Genomic DNA, 14,784 nt, shown 5'->3' with positions numbered 1-14,784 from the left:
CCTGCTCACGCTCCCGCGGTGGCGACGAGGAGGGCGGCGACCACCAGGACGACGGTGCCGGCGAGCAGCGCGCTCACATAGGTCTGCAGATTGCCGGTCTGGGCGCGCCGGACGGCCGTGCCGAGCCAGCGGGGCAGGGCGCCCGCGCCGCGTACGTAGGTGTCGACGACCTCGCGGTCGAGGAACCGTACGAGTGTGGCTGCGGCCTGGACCGGGCGGACGAAGAGGGCCGCGTAGACGGCGTCGAGGTGGAAGCCGACGGCCGCGTGGCGGTGCAGCGGGCCGAGCAGGAGGCGGCCCGGGTCCGCCGGGTCGGGCGCGGAGGCCACGTCCCCGTAGGCGGGCGCGTGGCTGGCGATGGCCTCGGCCTCGACGAGTCCGGCGTCCCCCTCGGGGTGGGCCGCGACCGCACCGATCGGTACGCGGGCCGCCATGGCCATGGTGTGCCGCCAGGCGCCGTACGTGATGATGCCGCCGACCAGAGCCACGCCCGTGCCCAGCACGGAGGTGGTGAGGGTCGGGGTCAGGTCGCGTCCGTCGAACCAGTCGGGCAGTGGGCCGGTGGCGAGTCCGAAGGCCAGCGACGGGACGGCGAGCACCCAGAGGACCGCGTTCATGGCGATGGGCTGTCGGCCGTGGTCGGGGGCCTCCGGTCCATGGCCGCGGAAGGCGAGGAGCCACAGGCGCATCGCGTACGCGGCGGTGAGCAGGGCCGTGACCAGGCCGGCGACGAGGACGATCCAGCCGACGGCGCCGGGGATGCCCTCGGCGTGGCCGGTGGCCACGTGCTCGGCGGCGCCGAGGACGGCCTCCTTGGTGAAGAAGCCGCTGAAGGGCGGGATCGCGGCGAGCGCGAGGAGCGCCACGGTCATCGTCCAGTAGGCGTCGGGGACGCGGGCGCGCAGGTCCTTCATTCGGGACATGGCGGCCAGGGAGTTGGTGCCGGCGGCGTGGATGATCACGCCTGCCCCGAGGAACAGCAGCGCCTTGAAGGCGCCGTGCGAGAGGAGGTGGAAGACGGCGGCACCGCGGTCGCCGACGGCGAGGGCGCCGGTCATGTAACCGAGCTGGCCGATCGTCGAGTACGCGAGGACGCGCTTGATGTCGTCCTGGGCGAGCGCGGCGAGGGCCGAGCCGGCCATCGTGACGGCGGCCATGACGGCGAGGACGACCAGGGCTGCCGAGGAGGCGGCGAAGACCGGGAGGAGCCGGGCGATGAAGTAGACACCGGCGGCGACCATCGTCGCGGCGTGGATCAGCGCGGAGACGGGGGTGGGGCCCGCCATCGCGTCGGGGAGCCAGGTGTGGAGCGGGAACTGCGCCGACTTGCCCGCCACACCGGCCAGGAGCAGCAGGGCGATCAGGGTCGGGTGGTCGAGTCCGCCGCTCGCGACGTTGCCGAGGATCTTCGTGATGCGGAAGGACCCGGCGTCGGTGGCGAGCGCGAACAGGCCGATCAGGAAGGGGACATCACCGAGCTTGGTGACCAGGAAGGCCTTGAGGGAGGCAGCGCGGGCCTCCGGGGTCTCCCAGTAGTGGCCGACGAGGAAGTACGAGCAGATGCCCATGATCTCCCAGCCGACCAGCAGCACCATCAGGTCGCCGGAGTAGACGACGAGCAGCATCGCGGAGGTGAAGAGGGAGACGAGAGCGGCGTACGAGGGGTAGCGCGGGTCGTCGCGCAGATAGCCCGTCGAGTAGATCTGCACGCAGGTGGCGACCAGGCCGACCAGCACGGCGACGAGGGCGGCGAAGCCGTCGATGTGCAGGGCGAGTTCGATGGGGACCGAGCCGGTGGGGGTGAGCTCGGTGGCGGCGTTCACCGCCTGGTCGCCGCCCTGTCGTACGGCGACGACGACGGCGAGCCCGAGGGCCGCGAGCGGGGGCAGCACGGCGAGAGGGCGTACGAAACCGGGGGCCGTGCGGCCCAGGAGCAGGCCGGCCACGGCGCCCAGGAACGGGAGGAGGGGGACGAGGACGGCGAGGGTGGTCGTGGTCACGCGGTGGCCTCAGCCTTCTCGGCCGGTTCGGGACGGGCGGCGCCGGAGTCGTCGGGCTCGGAGTCGTCGTCGGTCTCGGCGGTGTCGCGGAGTTTGTCGATGTCCGCGGTGCCCCGGTTGCGGTGGACGGCGAGGACGATCGCCAGGCCGATGCCGATCTCGGCGGCGGCGATGGCGATGGTGAACAGGGTCAGGGCCTGACCGGAGTGGAGGGTGTCCTGGGCGGTCTTGCTGAGCCAGACGTCGAAGGCGACGAGGTTGAGGTTGACGGCGTTGAGCATCAGCTCGACGGACATCAGGACCAGGATCGCGTTGCGGCGCGCGAGGACTCCGTACAGACCCGTGGAGAAGAGGAGGGCGGAGAGCACGGCGGGATAGGCGAGGTGCATCAGCGGGCGCCTTCCTTGTCGCTCCGGGGGGTGTCGTTTCCGGGGCCGTCGGTCCGAGTGCCGTCGTTTCGGGTGCCGTTGTTTCGGGTGCCGTCGGGCCGGGTGCTCGGGGTGGTCGCCGCGTTCGCCTTTGCCTTGCGGGACAGGACGATCGCGCCGACCAGGGCTGCGAGCAGCAGGACCGAGAGGGCCTCGAAGGGGAGCACCCAGCTCTGGAAGAGGCTCGCGCCGGTGACCTCGGTGGAGCCGGCGGCGGCGCCGTCCAGGTCGATCCAGGTCGTCCGGAAGGCGTCGACGACGACCCACACGAGGGCGGCCGCCGCGGCGATCGCCACGGTCAGGGCTGCCCAGCGGTTGCCGGAGTCGGCGTCTGGGGAGCGGCCGATGGGGGCCCTGGTGAGCATCAGACCGAAGAGGAGGAGTACGACGACGGAACCGACGTAGATGAGGACCTGTACCCAGGCGATGAACTCGGCCGTGAGAAGGAGGTATTCGACGGCGAGACCGCCGAGGGCCACCACCAGCCACAGGGCGGCGTGCACCAGCTGTTTCGTGGTGACCGTGACGACCGCGGCGCCGAAGGTGACCAGGCCGACGAGGAGGAAGGCGATCTCGACGCCGGTCGGGGAGAGGAAGCCCTGGGATTCGGAGGCGGCGGAGGTGGTCGTGGCGTGGGCCGCCATGACGGTGGCTGCGGCGAGGGTCACGATTCACCGCCCTGCGGATCGGTGGGCCTGGCCTGCGGGGCGGAACCGGGTCCAGTCCCGGGCGCGGCTCCGGGTTCGGGTGTGGGTTCGGGTGTGGGTTCGGGTGTGGGTTCGGGTGTGGGTTCGGCCTGGGCTGCGGCGGCCAGCTTTTCCGCGGATTTGCGGGCGGCGGCGATCTCCTTGGGCTCCTCGGCGCCGGGGTCGAGGGCGGGCGGGGCCGGGACGGTCCACATCCAGTCGCGGAGTTTGTCGCGCTCGTGGGTGAGTTCGTGGATGTCGGTCTCGGCGTACTCGAACTCGGGGGACCAGAAGAGGGCGTCGAAGGGGCAGACCTCGATGCAGATTCCGCAGTACATGCAGAGGGCGAAGTCGATGGCGAAGCGGTCGAGGACGTTGCGGCTGCGCTCGCGGCCACCAGGGGCGGCGGGCGGGACCGTCTCCTTGTGGGAGTCGATGTAGATGCACCAGTCCGGGCACTCACGGGCGCACAGCATGCAGACCGTGCAGTTCTCCTCGAAGAGGCCGATGACACCTCGGGTGCGGGGCGGGAGTTCGGGCTGGGCGTCCGGGTACTGCGCGGTGACGGTCTTCTTCGTCATCGTGCGGAGGGTGACCGCCAGGCCCTTGGCGAGGCCGGAGCCGGGAATGCGGGGACGGGTGGGCGGGAGGGACTCAGCCATGGTTACGAGATCACCACCTTCACGACGCCGGTCAGGGCGATCTGGGCGAGGGAGAGGGGGACGAGGAGGGTCCAGGAGAGTTTCTGGAGCTGGTCCTCGCGCAGGCGGGGGTAGGTGACGCGCAGCCAGATGACGACGAAGGCGAGGGCGGCCGTCTTCAGCAGGGTCCAGACCCAGCCGAGGCCGTCGGCGTCCCACGGGCCGTGCCAGCCACCCAGGAAGAGCACGGTGGTCAGGCCGCACAGGACGACGATTCCGGCGTACTCGGCGAGGAGGAACAGCGCGAAGCGGAGGCCCGTGTACTCGGTGTACGCGCCGAAGATGATCTCCGAGTCGGCCACCGGCATGTCGAAGGGCGGGCGCTGGAGTTCGGCGAGACCCGCCACGAAGAAGACGATCGCGCCGACGATCTGCCAGGGCAGCCACCACCACTCGAAGGCGTCGACGATGCCGGGGAGGGAGACCGTGCCCGCCGCCATCGCGACCGAGGCGGCGGTCAGCAGCATCGGGAGTTCGTAGGCGAGGAGTTGGGCGGCGGTGCGGAGGCCGCCGAGGAGGGAGAACTTGTTGGCCGAGGCCCAGCCCGCCATGAGCGAGCCGAGGACGCCCACGCCCATCACGGCGAGTACGAAGAAGATGCCCGCGTCGATGACCTCGCCGACCGCGCCCTCGCCCGGGCCGATCGGGATGGCGAGGAGGACGAGGAGGTACGGGAGGAGGGCGACGGCGGGGGCGAGCTGGAAGATTCGGCGGTCCGCGCCGGCGGGGACGATGTCTTCCTTCTGGGCGAACTTGACCCCGTCCGCGACGAGTTGGGCCCAGCCGTGGAAACCGCCCGCGTACATGGGGCCGAGGCGGCCCTGCATGTGGGCCATCACCTTGTGCTCCGTCTGACCGACGATCAGCGGGAAGGTGAGGAACACGACGAAGACGATCAGGAGTCGCAGGGCGACGTCGAGCACGTCGTTCACTGCCGGCCTCCTGGGGAGTTTTCGTCGTCGGTGGGGGTTGGGTCGGGGGCGGGCGTGGAGTCGGCTTCAGCGGCTTCCGAGGGCTCGGTTGCCTCGGATTCCGGGGCGCCCTCGGGTTCCGGTGCCGGCTGCTCGGTCGGTGGCGGCTTCTCCGTGGTGGAGTCCTGGGCGGCCTCGTCGAAGGCGGGGCGTGCGTGGTGCCAGGGGGCGTCCGAGCTGCGGGCGCGCGCCGGGCCGGTCGACCGGTCGTTGCCGGATTGGTCGGCGGGTGCGGCAGGAGTGCCAGGCGAGGCAGGTGCCTTGCGCTGTGACGCCGAGCCTTCGCCCGCGGTGCGCGCTCTGCGCGGGGACGTCGGCGCCGGTGCCGGGGCCGGTTCTGATGCCGGTGCCGGTGCGGTCTCGGCGCCGTCGGCCGGTGTTGGTGCCGGAGCAGCCTCCGCGGCAGAGGATGACGCAGTTTCGGTGGCCGAGGAGTCGGTGCGGCGCTGCGGCGCCGAGCCCTCGCTCACGCTGCGGGCCCGACGGGCCGTGCGCCGAGCCTCCGCTCCCGCCCCGCTGCCCTCCGTGGAGACGGCACCACCAGCCTCCGCACCGCCGGCGCCGCGAGCCTGCGCACCGCCGGGCACGGCACCGCCAGCCTGCGCACCGCCGGACACGGCACCCCCAGCCTGCGCACCCGCACCCGCACCCGGGGACGCGGCACCCCCAGCAGCCGCGCCCGGCGCAGCCGTCTGGCTTGCTGAGCCCTCGCCCGTTGTGCGGGCACGGCGTACCGGGCGGTCGCCGGGCGGGCGGGCCGTGCCTCGGGCCGGGCGGGCCGGGGCCGGGGGGAGTTGGCCCTTGAGGGGGCCCCACTCGTTGGGGTCGGGAACGCCCGGCGGGAGCATCTGGCGGCGCTTCGGGCCGCCGTGTTCCGACTCACCCGGTTCCTTCGCGCCCGGCCATGCCTTGACCACGCGCGCGGCCAGGACGAAGTCCTTGCGGAGGGGGTGACCCTCGAAACCCTCGGGAAGGAGGAGCGGATCGAGGCCGGGGTGGCCCTCGAAGGCGACGCCGAACATCTCGTGGGTCTCGCGTTCGTGCCAGGCGGCGCCCGCGTAGACCTCGACGGCGGAGGGGAGTTCGGGGGCGTCGTGCGGGACGGTCGTCCGTACGAGGAGGCGGCGGACCGGAGCGAGGGCGACGACGTGGGCCGAGACGCGGAAACCGGTGCCGGGTTCGTCGACGGCACTCAGCCAGTCGAAGTACGTACAGCCGAGCACGTCGCGCGCGGCCTCCAGGGAGGCGAGCCAGGACGTCGGAGGCACGTCGACCGTCAGGACCTCGTACGACTCCTCGGCCGTGGTGTCCGGGCCGAAGAGTTCCTCGACGGGGGCGGGGAGCCAACCGGTCATCGGGCGTCCCCCGTGGCCGGCGGTCGGGTGGACGGGGTGTGCGTCGACGGCTGCGCGGACGGCGGCTGTACGAGGCCGCTCCGGAGGGCGGCCGTGGAGGGGCGGGAGGTTCCGTAGCGCTCCCCCAGCGACTCCCGGGCGATCTTCTCCTGGAGCTTGAGGATGCCCTGGAGGAGGGCCTCGGGCCGGGGCGGGCAGCCGGGGACGTACACGTCGACGGGGATGATCTGGTCGACGCCCTTGGTCACGGAGTACGAGTCCCAGTACGGGCCGCCGCAGTTGGAGCAGGCGCCGAAGGAGATGACGTACTTCGGCTCGGGCATCTGCTCGTAGAGGCGCTTCACGGCCGGGGCCATCTTGTCGGTGACCGTGCCGGACACGACCATCAGGTCGGCCTGGCGGGGGCCGGGCGCGAACGGGATGACGCCGAGGCGGATGAAGTCGTGGCGGGCCATCGACGCGGCGATGAACTCGATCGCGCAGCAGGCGAGGCCGAAGTTGAAGACCCAGAGCGAGTAGCGGCGGCCCCAGTTCAGGACCACCTTCATCGGCTCGGGGGCCAGGCGGGCGAGCGCGCCCAGGCGCTTCGGTTCCGGCAGGAGCACGGGCTCGGAGGTCGCGTCCGGCTGCGGACGGGTCACGTCCATGTGAGGACGCCCTTCTTGTATGCGTACAGCAGGCCCACGGCCAGGAAGCCGAGGAAGATGAACATCTCCACGAGCGTCGCCGCGCCGTAGCCCGGTGCGGCGAAGACCGTCGCCCAGGGGAAGAGGAAGATCGAGTCGACGGCGAAGATCACATAGAGGAAGGCGTAGACGTAGTAGCGGACCTGGGTGTGGGCCCAGCCTTCGCCGACGGGGTCGACGCCACATTCGTACGTCATGAGCTTCTCGGGCGTCGGCACTACGGGCCGCAGCAGACGGCCCGCTCCGAAGGCGACGGCGACGAACAGCACGCCGATCACCGCGAGCAGTCCGACGACCGAATAGGACTCGAAATAGTCCGCCGCGACGACGGTCCCGGCTGTCTCGGCGGCCCCAGCGGTCCCGGTCGCCACGACCATGGTCGGTTCCGGCACGTCCGCCCCTCGCTCCCTGACCTCGTATGACCCCGTACTGACTACGCGCGCGCCGTGCGATGCGCCGCGTTCGACGATCTGTACGCACCGGAGTCTAGGGCCTGATAAAGAGACGGTAAGCAGCCCGTCACGGGTAGGCATGACGCGACGGCTTCCCCGGGCCGCGCTCGGGCCGTCTTTCGACCGTCCTCCGGCCGACTTGCGGTCGTCTTCCGGCCGACTTCCGGTCGTCCTCCGGTCGTCGTCCCCGCCGTCCCTCCGGCCGTCTTCCCGGCCGTCCTCGCGGGAGCGCTCCCGGATGGTGGGGTTTTCCCCAGGGGATCCGGGCGGCCCACCTCATGGCGCAGCGGCCCGCGGCCCGGCAGGGTGGCGTTTATGACCGAACGCATCCTGGCCGCCGACACTTCGGACGGCGGCACCGACCGGCCACCACCCGCGCGCTTCGCGTACGACCGGCACACCTGGAAGGAGATCGCGCATCTCCTGGCCAACCTGCCGGTGTCGCTCGTCGGGTTCACGTACGTGGTGACCGTGCTGTTCACGGGTGCCTTCCTGACCCTGACGGTGATCGGGTTTCCGCTGCTCGCGGCCGGCCTGTTGGGCGCGCGCCAGCTGGGCAAGCTGGAGCGGGGCCGGGCCAGGGGGCTGCTCGGGGTGCGGATCGACGAGCCGAGCCCGCTGCCGTTGCGCGGGCGGGGCGGGTTCTTCGCACAGTTGTGGATGGCGCTGAAGGATCCGGTCGGCTGGCGCACGGTGCTGTACGAGTTCATGCGGCTGCCGTGGGGCGTGCTCACCTTCACCATCACTCTGGTCTCGTTGTTCGTGCTCTGGCCGGTACTTCCGTACATCGCGCGGGGACTGACCAACGCGGACAGGGCGATGGTGCGCGGCCTGCTCTCGCCCTCGGACGAACTGGAGCGGCGGATCGCCGAACTGGAGTCGGACCGGGGAGTGGTCGTCGACACGGCCGCGGCCGACCTGCGGCGCATCGAGCGCGATCTGCACGACGGGGCGCAGGCCCGGCTGGTGAACCTCGCGATGGGCCTCGGCCTGGCGAAGGAGAAGCTGCTGGAGGGCCAGGCCGACGAGACCGTCGCCGCCATGGTCGACGAGGCGCACGGCGAGGTGAAGCTGGCCCTGCAGGAACTGCGGGATCTGGCCCGCGGCATCCATCCCGCTGTCCTCACCGACCGCGGTCTGGACGCCGCGCTGTCCTCCGTCGCCTCGCGCTGCACGGTGCCGGTGAAGGTGACCGCCGATCTGCCGATGCGGCCGGCCGCCGCCATCGAGGGCATCGCGTACTTCACCGTCTCCGAGCTCCTTCAGAACGTCAGCAAGCACAGCGGGGCGCGGTCCGCGTCCGTCGACGTGTGGCGCTCCGACAACCGCCTCCTCATACAGGTCTGGGACGACGGCCGTGGCGGGGCCGCCCTCGACGGCGGCACGGGAATGGCGGGACTGGCCGACCGGCTCGGCGCGGTGGACGGCTTGTTCGTCATCGACTCGCCGGTGGGCGGACCGACGACGATCACGGCGGAACTCCCATGGCGGGACCGGGTGGAACAGGCGGAACAGGTCGAGTAGGCGGAACAGCAGGACAGGTGGGACAGCAGGACAGATGACGCGGGCGGAGCAGGCGGGACGGGCGGAGCCGGCAGGACGGGCGTGGACATGGACCTCGCGCCCTCCTGCCCGGGGCCGCGCACGCCCGCCTGCACGCACGTGCCCGCCTGTATTCGCCCCGGTCACCGCCATCGCTCCCGCACGTCTGTTCATGCCGGTCGCCCTGGTCGGTCCCGCCCGCTGCCCAGCCGTACCCCGACCCCAGCCCCAGCCCGAACCCCAACCCCAACTCCGGCACCGGCACCGGCCCCCAGAAGGTAGGGAAAACCCCCGCCCCAAGACGCCGACTCGCTCCATGTCCCGGCCGCGTGGGACCGAGCAATGTGGAGATACAACAGCGGACGAGTAGAAACGGACGGCGGCCATGGCCACGGAGTACGGACAGGGATACGGGTGGGACGGCGGACCCGGGTTCCGCGGGGAGGGCGCCGAGGAGCGGCGGCACCGGCTCCCGGCCGCGCTGCGGGCGCCGGTCGAGGCGCGCAGCTGGCGTGAGTTCGGGTATCTGATGCTGAGCCTGCCGGTCAGCATCATCATGTTCACCTTCGCCGTGACGATGGTGTCGCTCGGCGCGGGCCTGCTGATCACGTTCCTGGGCATCCCGGTACTCGCCGCCGGCCTCGCGGGCTGCCGCGGTCTCGGCGCGCTGGAGCGGGCCCGGGCGCGCGGGCTGCTGGGGCTCGACGTCGCGGCGCCGGAGCCGTTGCGGATGACGAAGCAGGGCGCGATGGCGTGGGTGGGCGCGATGCTGAAGAGCGGCGCGTCCTGGCGGCACCTGCTCTACGCGGTACTGCACTTCCCCTGGGCCGTGTTCGCCTTCTCCGTGGCCATCACCTTCTGGGTGTACGGCTGGGCGATGCTGACGTATCCGCTCTGGTTCTGGCTGTTCCCGGTCTACGGCGGGCAGGACGGGCTCCAGCTGTACGGGGACCAGGGGCACAGCGTCTACCTGGACAACCCCTTCGAGATCACGGTGACCGCGCTGGTGGGCCTGCTGCTCACGATGGCCACGCCGTGGATCGTGCGGGCGCTGACGCAGGTGGACCGGCTGCTGGTGCACGGGCTGCTCGGGCCTTCGCGGCTGGCCACGCGGGTCGTCGAGCTGGAGTCGGACCGGGGCGTCGTGATCGACACGGCGGCGGCCGACCTGCGGCGCATCGAGCGCGATCTGCACGACGGGGCGCAGGCCCGGCTGGTGGCCCTCGCGATGGATCTGGGGCTGGCGAAGGAGAAGCTCACGGAGGATCCGGAGGCGGCGGCGCGGATGGTGGGCGAGGCGCACGGCGAGGTGAAGACGGCGCTTCAGGAACTGCGGGATCTGGCGCGCGGGATCCATCCCGCTGTCCTCACCGACCGCGGTCTGGACGCCGCGCTGTCCTCGGTGGCGTCCCGGTGCACGGTTCCCGTGCAGGTCGAGGTCGATCTCCCGGCCCGGCCGGCGCCGGCGATCGAGGGGATCGCGTACTTCACCGTCTCGGAGCTGCTGCAGAACATCAGCAAGCACTCGGGGGCCACCCGGGCCTCGGTCGATGTCTGGCGGATCGAGAGCCGGCTCATGATCCAGGTGGTCGACAACGGTGTGGGCGGTGCGGATGTCGCCGCCGGCTCGGGGCTCGCGGGGCTGGCGGAGCGGCTCGACGCGGTCGACGGGATCCTCGTGGTGGACTCCCCCGCCGCCGGGCCGACTCGCATCACGGCGGAGCTGCCCTGGCGGGGGTAGGTGTTCCCTCCCCCGGACCCGCCCCTTCCCGAAACCGGGGGCTCCGCCCCCGGGCCCCCGTTGTCTCCCCCTGCACCTGCTGTCCGTTCGCCGGCTCGCCTCGTTCTCGGCTGATCGCGCCGTTCCCCGCGCCCCTTACGGGCGCGGACCGACAACGATTCCCTCACCCACCCTCAGTCGGTCCCAAATGCTGGAATGCTGGGGGTTGACGTACGAGCGTGGGGGGCCGAGCAATCGTGGAGGACAGGGTGCGCGTGGTCATCGCCGAGGATTCAGTGCTGCTGAGGGAGGGCCTGACCCGGTTGCTGACCGACCGTGGGCACGACGTGATCGCCGGAGTGGGGGACGGGGAAGCTCTGATCAAGACGATCACGGAGTTCGCGGCGCAGGACGCGCTGCCGGATGTCGTGGTCGCGGACGTACGGATGCCCCCGACGCACACGGACGAGGGCGTGAAGGCGGCCGTGCAGCTGCGCAAGCAGCACCCGGGACTCGGGGTACTCGTGCTGTCGCAGTACGTGGAGGAGCAGTACGCCACCGAACTCCTCGCCGGTTCCAGTCACGGCGTCGGCTATCTGCTGAAGGACCGGGTAGCCGAGGTGAGGGAATTCGTGGACGCGGTCGTCCGCGTGGCCCGCGGCGGCACCGCGCTGGATCCCGAGGTCGTCGCGCAGCTGCTCGGGCGCAGCCGCAAACAGGACGTCCTCGCGGGGCTGACGCCACGCGAGCGGGAGGTCCTGGGACTCATGGCCGAGGGACGGACGAACTCCGCGATCGCACGACAGCTCGTGGTCAGCGACGGCGCGGTCGAGAAGCACGTGAGCAACATCTTCATGAAACTGGGCCTGTCCCAGAGTGACGGGGATCACCGGCGTGTTCTCGCGGTCCTCACCTACCTGAACTCCTGACGAGCTGACACTGTGTCAGAAATCACCGCAACGCAAGCACGAGAGCCAGGCATGAGCACGAGAACCAAAGGATGAGCATCAAGCGTCTTCACAGGTAACGCCGGGGGGCGGACAAGTCATGGCAAATCAGGGTGTCCGGTGGTCTCAAAAAGGGGTCCACCGTACGAACGGTCAGGGGAAGGCGACCCTTAGCGACGTAGGGTTGGACCCGGGATGGCCTGCGGGAGGGCCGATCCCGGACAGCCGCCTCGAAGGAGGTTCACTTCAGTGACCAGTCAGGTCAGCAGTCCAGCCGAGCATGCCGACGGAACCGTCGTAGGAGAACAGCGCAAACCGGCGGGCACAAAGGATGTACGCCGGCTGGACCGGGTGATCATCCGGTTCGCGGGAGACTCCGGTGACGGTATGCAGCTCACCGGAGACCGCTTCACCTCCGAGACGGCATCCTTCGGAAACGACCTTTCGACACTGCCGAACTTCCCCGCCGAGATCCGCGCGCCCGCAGGCACCCTGCCGGGCGTTTCGTCTTTCCAGCTGCATTTCGCCGACCACGACATCCTCACCCCCGGCGACGCGCCCAACGTCCTCGTGGCGATGAACCCGGCCGCACTGAAGGCCAACATCGCCGACGTGCCGCGCGGCGCGGAGATCATCGTCAACACGGACGAGTTCACCAAACGGGCGATGCAGAAGGTCGGCTACGCCACGAGCCCCCTGGAGGACGGTTCGCTGGACGGCTACAGCGTCCACCCCGTCCCCCTCACCACGCTGACCGTCGAGGCCCTCAAGGAGTTCGACCTCACCCGCAAGGAGGCCGAGCGCAGCAAGAACATGTTCGCGCTGGGCCTGCTGAGCTGGATGTACCACCGGCCGACCGAGGGCACCGAGAAGTTCCTCACGACCAAGTTCGCCAAGAAGCCCGATATCGCGGCGGCCAACATCGCCGCGTTCCGCGCGGGCTGGAACTTCGGCGAGACCACTGAGGACTTCGCCGTCTCCTACGAGATCGCGCCGGCCACCGCGGCCTTCCCGACCGGCACCTACCGCAACATCTCCGGGAACCTGGCCCTGTCCTACGGCCTGATCGCGGCCTCGACCCAGGCGGACCTGCCCCTCTACCTGGGCTCGTATCCGATCACCCCGGCCTCGGACATCCTGCACGAGCTGAGCCGGCACAAGAACTTCGGTGTACGGACCTTCCAGGCCGAGGACGAGATCGCCGGCATCGGCGCCGCACTGGGGGCGGCCTTCGGCGGCTCGCTCGCCGTGACCACCACCTCCGGACCGGGTGTCGCGCTCAAATCGGAGACGATCGGGCTCGCGGTGTCGCTGGAACTGCCGCTGCTGGTCATCGACATCCAGCGCGGCGGCCCCTCCACCGGCCTGCCCACCAAAACCGAACAGGCCGATCTGCTCCAGGCCATGTTCGGCCGCAACGGCGAGGCACCGGTGCCCATCGTGGCCCCCCGGACCCCCGCCGACTGCTTCGACGCAGCCATCGAGGCCGCCCGCATCGCCCTCACCTACCGCACCCCGGTCCTGCTGCTGTCCGACGGCTACCTCGCCAACGGCAGCGAACCGTGGCGGATCCCGGAGACCGACGAACTCCCCGACCTGCGCGTGCAGTTCGCCCAGGGCCCCAACCACACCCTGGACGACGGCACCGAGGTCTTCTGGCCGTACAAACGCGATCCTCAGACCCTCGCGCGCCCCTGGGCGATCCCGGGCACGCCGGGTCTCGAACACCGCATCGGCGGCATCGAGAAGCAGGACGGCACCGGCAACATCTCCTACGACCCCGCCAACCACGACTTCATGGTCCGTACGCGCCAGGCGAAGATCGACGGCATCGACGTACCAAATGTCGAGGTCGACGATCCGCACGGCGCCACCACCCTCGTCCTGGGCTGGGGTTCCACCTACGGGCCCATCACCGCCGCAGTCCGCCGCCTGCGCGGGGCCGGGGAGGCGATCGCACAGGCGCACCTGCGGCACCTCAACCCGTTCCCCGGGAATCTGGGCGCGGTGCTCAAGGCGTACGACAAGGTGGTGATCCCCGAGATGAACCTCGGCCAGCTCGCCACCCTGGTCCGGGCGAAATACCTGGTCGACGCCCACTCGTACAACCAGGTCAACGGAATGCCGTTCAAGGCCGAACAGCTCGCCACGGCTCTCAAGGAGGCCATCGATGGCTGAGACGACCACGGAAGGTCCGGGCACGATCGAGGCGCTCACTCTGGTGCCCAAGGCCGAGGCCAGGCAGTCCATGAAGGACTTCAAGTCCGATCAGGAAGTGCGCTGGTGCCCCGGCTGCGGTGACTACGCGATCCTCGCGGCGGTGCAGGGCTTCATGCCCGAACTGGGTCTCGCCAAGGAGAACGTCGTCTTCGTCTCGGGCATCGGCTGCTCGTCCCGTTTCCCGTACTACATGAACACGTACGGGATGCACTCCATCCACGGCCGCGCCCCCGCCATCGCCACCGGGCTCGCCTCCTCCCGCCGGGACCTGAGCGTATGGGTGGTGACCGGTGACGGGGACGCGCTGTCCATCGGCGGCAACCACCTCATCCACGCCCTCCGCCGGAACGTGAACCTCAAGATCCTGCTCTTCAACAACCGGATCTACGGGCTCACGAAGGGCCAGTACAGCCCGACCAGCGAGGTCGGCAAGATCACCAAGTCGACGCCGATGGGCTCCCTGGACGCGCCCTTCAACCCGGTGTCGCTCGCCATCGGCGCGGAGGCGTCGTTCGTGGCGCGGACCGTGGACTCCGACCGCAAGCATCTGACGGAGGTGCTGCGGCAGGCCGCGGCCCACCCGGGCACCGCCCTCGTCGAGATCTACCAGAACTGCAACATCTTCAACGACGGCGCCTTCGAGGTCCTCAAGGACAGGCAACAGGCCGAGGAGGCGGTGATCCGCCTGGAGCACGGGAAGCAGATCCGCTTCGGGGCACCGCTCGACGGCGGCCTCGGCTCCAAGGGCGTCGTACGCGATGCGGTGACCGGAGACCTGAAGGTCGTCACCGTCACTCCGGAGAACGAGCCGCGGATCCTGGTCCACGACGCGCATGCCACCTCGCCCACCACGGCGTTCGCGCTGTCCCGGCTCGCCGACCCGGACACGCTGCACCACACGCCGATCGGCGTCCTGCGGGCCGTCGACCGCCCGGTCTACGACACCCAGATGGCCGACCAGCTCGACACGGCCATCGAACAGAACGGCAAGGGCGACCTGTCGGCGCTGCTCGCGGGCGGGGACACCTGGACGGTCGTCGGCTGAACGGCGACACTCCGCGAGGCCCGGTTCCGCT

At 70.7% G+C, this 14,784-nt stretch carries 13 protein-coding genes; 5 read left to right on the top strand and 8 right to left on the bottom strand.

The genetic code is table 11. The features are described from left to right. Nucleotides 1-5: 5 nt before the first annotated feature. Genes JEQ17_RS27500 through JEQ17_RS27465 form a run of 8 tightly spaced genes read right to left on the bottom strand, consistent with a single transcriptional unit; the run spans nucleotide 6 to nucleotide 7,219 of the window. A complete protein-coding gene (locus tag JEQ17_RS27500) occupies nucleotides 6-2,000 on the bottom strand; it encodes an NADH-quinone oxidoreductase subunit 5 family protein (protein WP_200397695.1) in 1,995 nt (664 codons plus the stop codon). Continuing rightward, nucleotides 1,997-2,389: an NADH-quinone oxidoreductase subunit NuoK gene (nuoK, locus tag JEQ17_RS27495; RefSeq protein WP_055614644.1), complete on the bottom strand. Its 393-nt coding sequence runs from the start codon at nucleotides 2,387-2,389 to the stop codon at nucleotides 1,997-1,999. The genes JEQ17_RS27500 and nuoK overlap by 4 nt, the downstream gene beginning before the upstream one ends. Further along, nucleotides 2,389-3,096, bottom strand: coding sequence for an NADH-quinone oxidoreductase subunit J family protein (locus tag JEQ17_RS27490; protein WP_234048389.1), 708 nt, complete (start codon nucleotides 3,094-3,096; stop codon nucleotides 2,389-2,391). Before JEQ17_RS27490 ends, nuoK begins: the two co-directional genes overlap by 1 nt. Further along, complete coding sequence (locus JEQ17_RS27485; RefSeq protein WP_234048388.1) at nucleotides 3,093-3,776, bottom strand: NuoI/complex I 23 kDa subunit family protein; 684 nt, start codon at nucleotides 3,774-3,776, stop codon at nucleotides 3,093-3,095. Before JEQ17_RS27485 ends, JEQ17_RS27490 begins: the two co-directional genes overlap by 4 nt. Nucleotides 3,777-3,778: 2 nt before the next feature. Next, nucleotides 3,779-4,747, bottom strand: a complete 969-nt coding sequence (locus tag JEQ17_RS27480) for a complex I subunit 1/NuoH family protein (RefSeq protein ID WP_200397694.1) — start codon at nucleotides 4,745-4,747, stop codon at nucleotides 3,779-3,781. Further along, nucleotides 4,744-6,141 (bottom strand): NADH-quinone oxidoreductase subunit C, encoded by a 1,398-nt coding sequence (locus tag JEQ17_RS27475; RefSeq protein WP_200397693.1) that lies wholly within the window; start codon nucleotides 6,139-6,141, stop codon nucleotides 4,744-4,746. Before JEQ17_RS27475 ends, JEQ17_RS27480 begins: the two co-directional genes overlap by 4 nt. Continuing rightward, a complete protein-coding gene (locus tag JEQ17_RS27470) occupies nucleotides 6,138-6,788 on the bottom strand; it encodes an NADH-quinone oxidoreductase subunit B (RefSeq protein WP_200397692.1) in 651 nt (216 codons plus the stop codon). Before JEQ17_RS27470 ends, JEQ17_RS27475 begins: the two co-directional genes overlap by 4 nt. Further along, nucleotides 6,779-7,219 (bottom strand): NADH-quinone oxidoreductase subunit A, encoded by a 441-nt coding sequence (locus tag JEQ17_RS27465; protein ID WP_383390091.1) that lies wholly within the window; start codon nucleotides 7,217-7,219, stop codon nucleotides 6,779-6,781. Before JEQ17_RS27465 ends, JEQ17_RS27470 begins: the two co-directional genes overlap by 10 nt. Nucleotides 7,220-7,594: 375 nt before the next feature. Here JEQ17_RS27465 and JEQ17_RS27460 point away from each other — a divergent pair, with 375 nt between their 5' ends. The 5 genes from JEQ17_RS27460 (at nucleotide 7,595) to JEQ17_RS27440 (ending at nucleotide 14,753) form a co-directional block, all read left to right on the top strand. Beyond that, nucleotides 7,595-8,803 (top strand): sensor histidine kinase, encoded by a 1,209-nt coding sequence (locus JEQ17_RS27460; protein ID WP_200397691.1) that lies wholly within the window; start codon nucleotides 7,595-7,597, stop codon nucleotides 8,801-8,803. Between the two features lie 403 nt (nucleotides 8,804-9,206). Next, entirely contained in the window at nucleotides 9,207-10,562 is a 1,356-nt protein-coding gene (locus tag JEQ17_RS27455; RefSeq protein ID WP_200397690.1) for a sensor histidine kinase, read from the top strand. Nucleotides 10,563-10,810: 248 nt separating this feature from the next. After that, entirely contained in the window at nucleotides 10,811-11,470 is a 660-nt protein-coding gene (locus JEQ17_RS27450) for a response regulator transcription factor (RefSeq protein ID WP_281198604.1), read from the top strand. Nucleotides 11,471-11,737: 267 nt separating this feature from the next. After that, a complete protein-coding gene (locus JEQ17_RS27445; RefSeq protein WP_200397689.1) occupies nucleotides 11,738-13,666 on the top strand; it encodes a 2-oxoacid:acceptor oxidoreductase subunit alpha in 1,929 nt (642 codons plus the stop codon). Further along, nucleotides 13,659-14,753 (top strand): 2-oxoacid:ferredoxin oxidoreductase subunit beta, encoded by a 1,095-nt coding sequence (locus JEQ17_RS27440; protein ID WP_200397688.1) that lies wholly within the window; start codon nucleotides 13,659-13,661, stop codon nucleotides 14,751-14,753. Before JEQ17_RS27445 ends, JEQ17_RS27440 begins: the two co-directional genes overlap by 8 nt. Nucleotides 14,754-14,784: the final 31 nt, after the last annotated feature.

Source organism: Streptomyces liliifuscus (assembly GCF_016598615.1).
Lineage (GTDB): Bacteria > Actinomycetota > Actinomycetes > Streptomycetales > Streptomycetaceae > Streptomyces > Streptomyces liliifuscus.
This window is presented reverse-complemented; position numbering and strand designations above follow the sequence as displayed.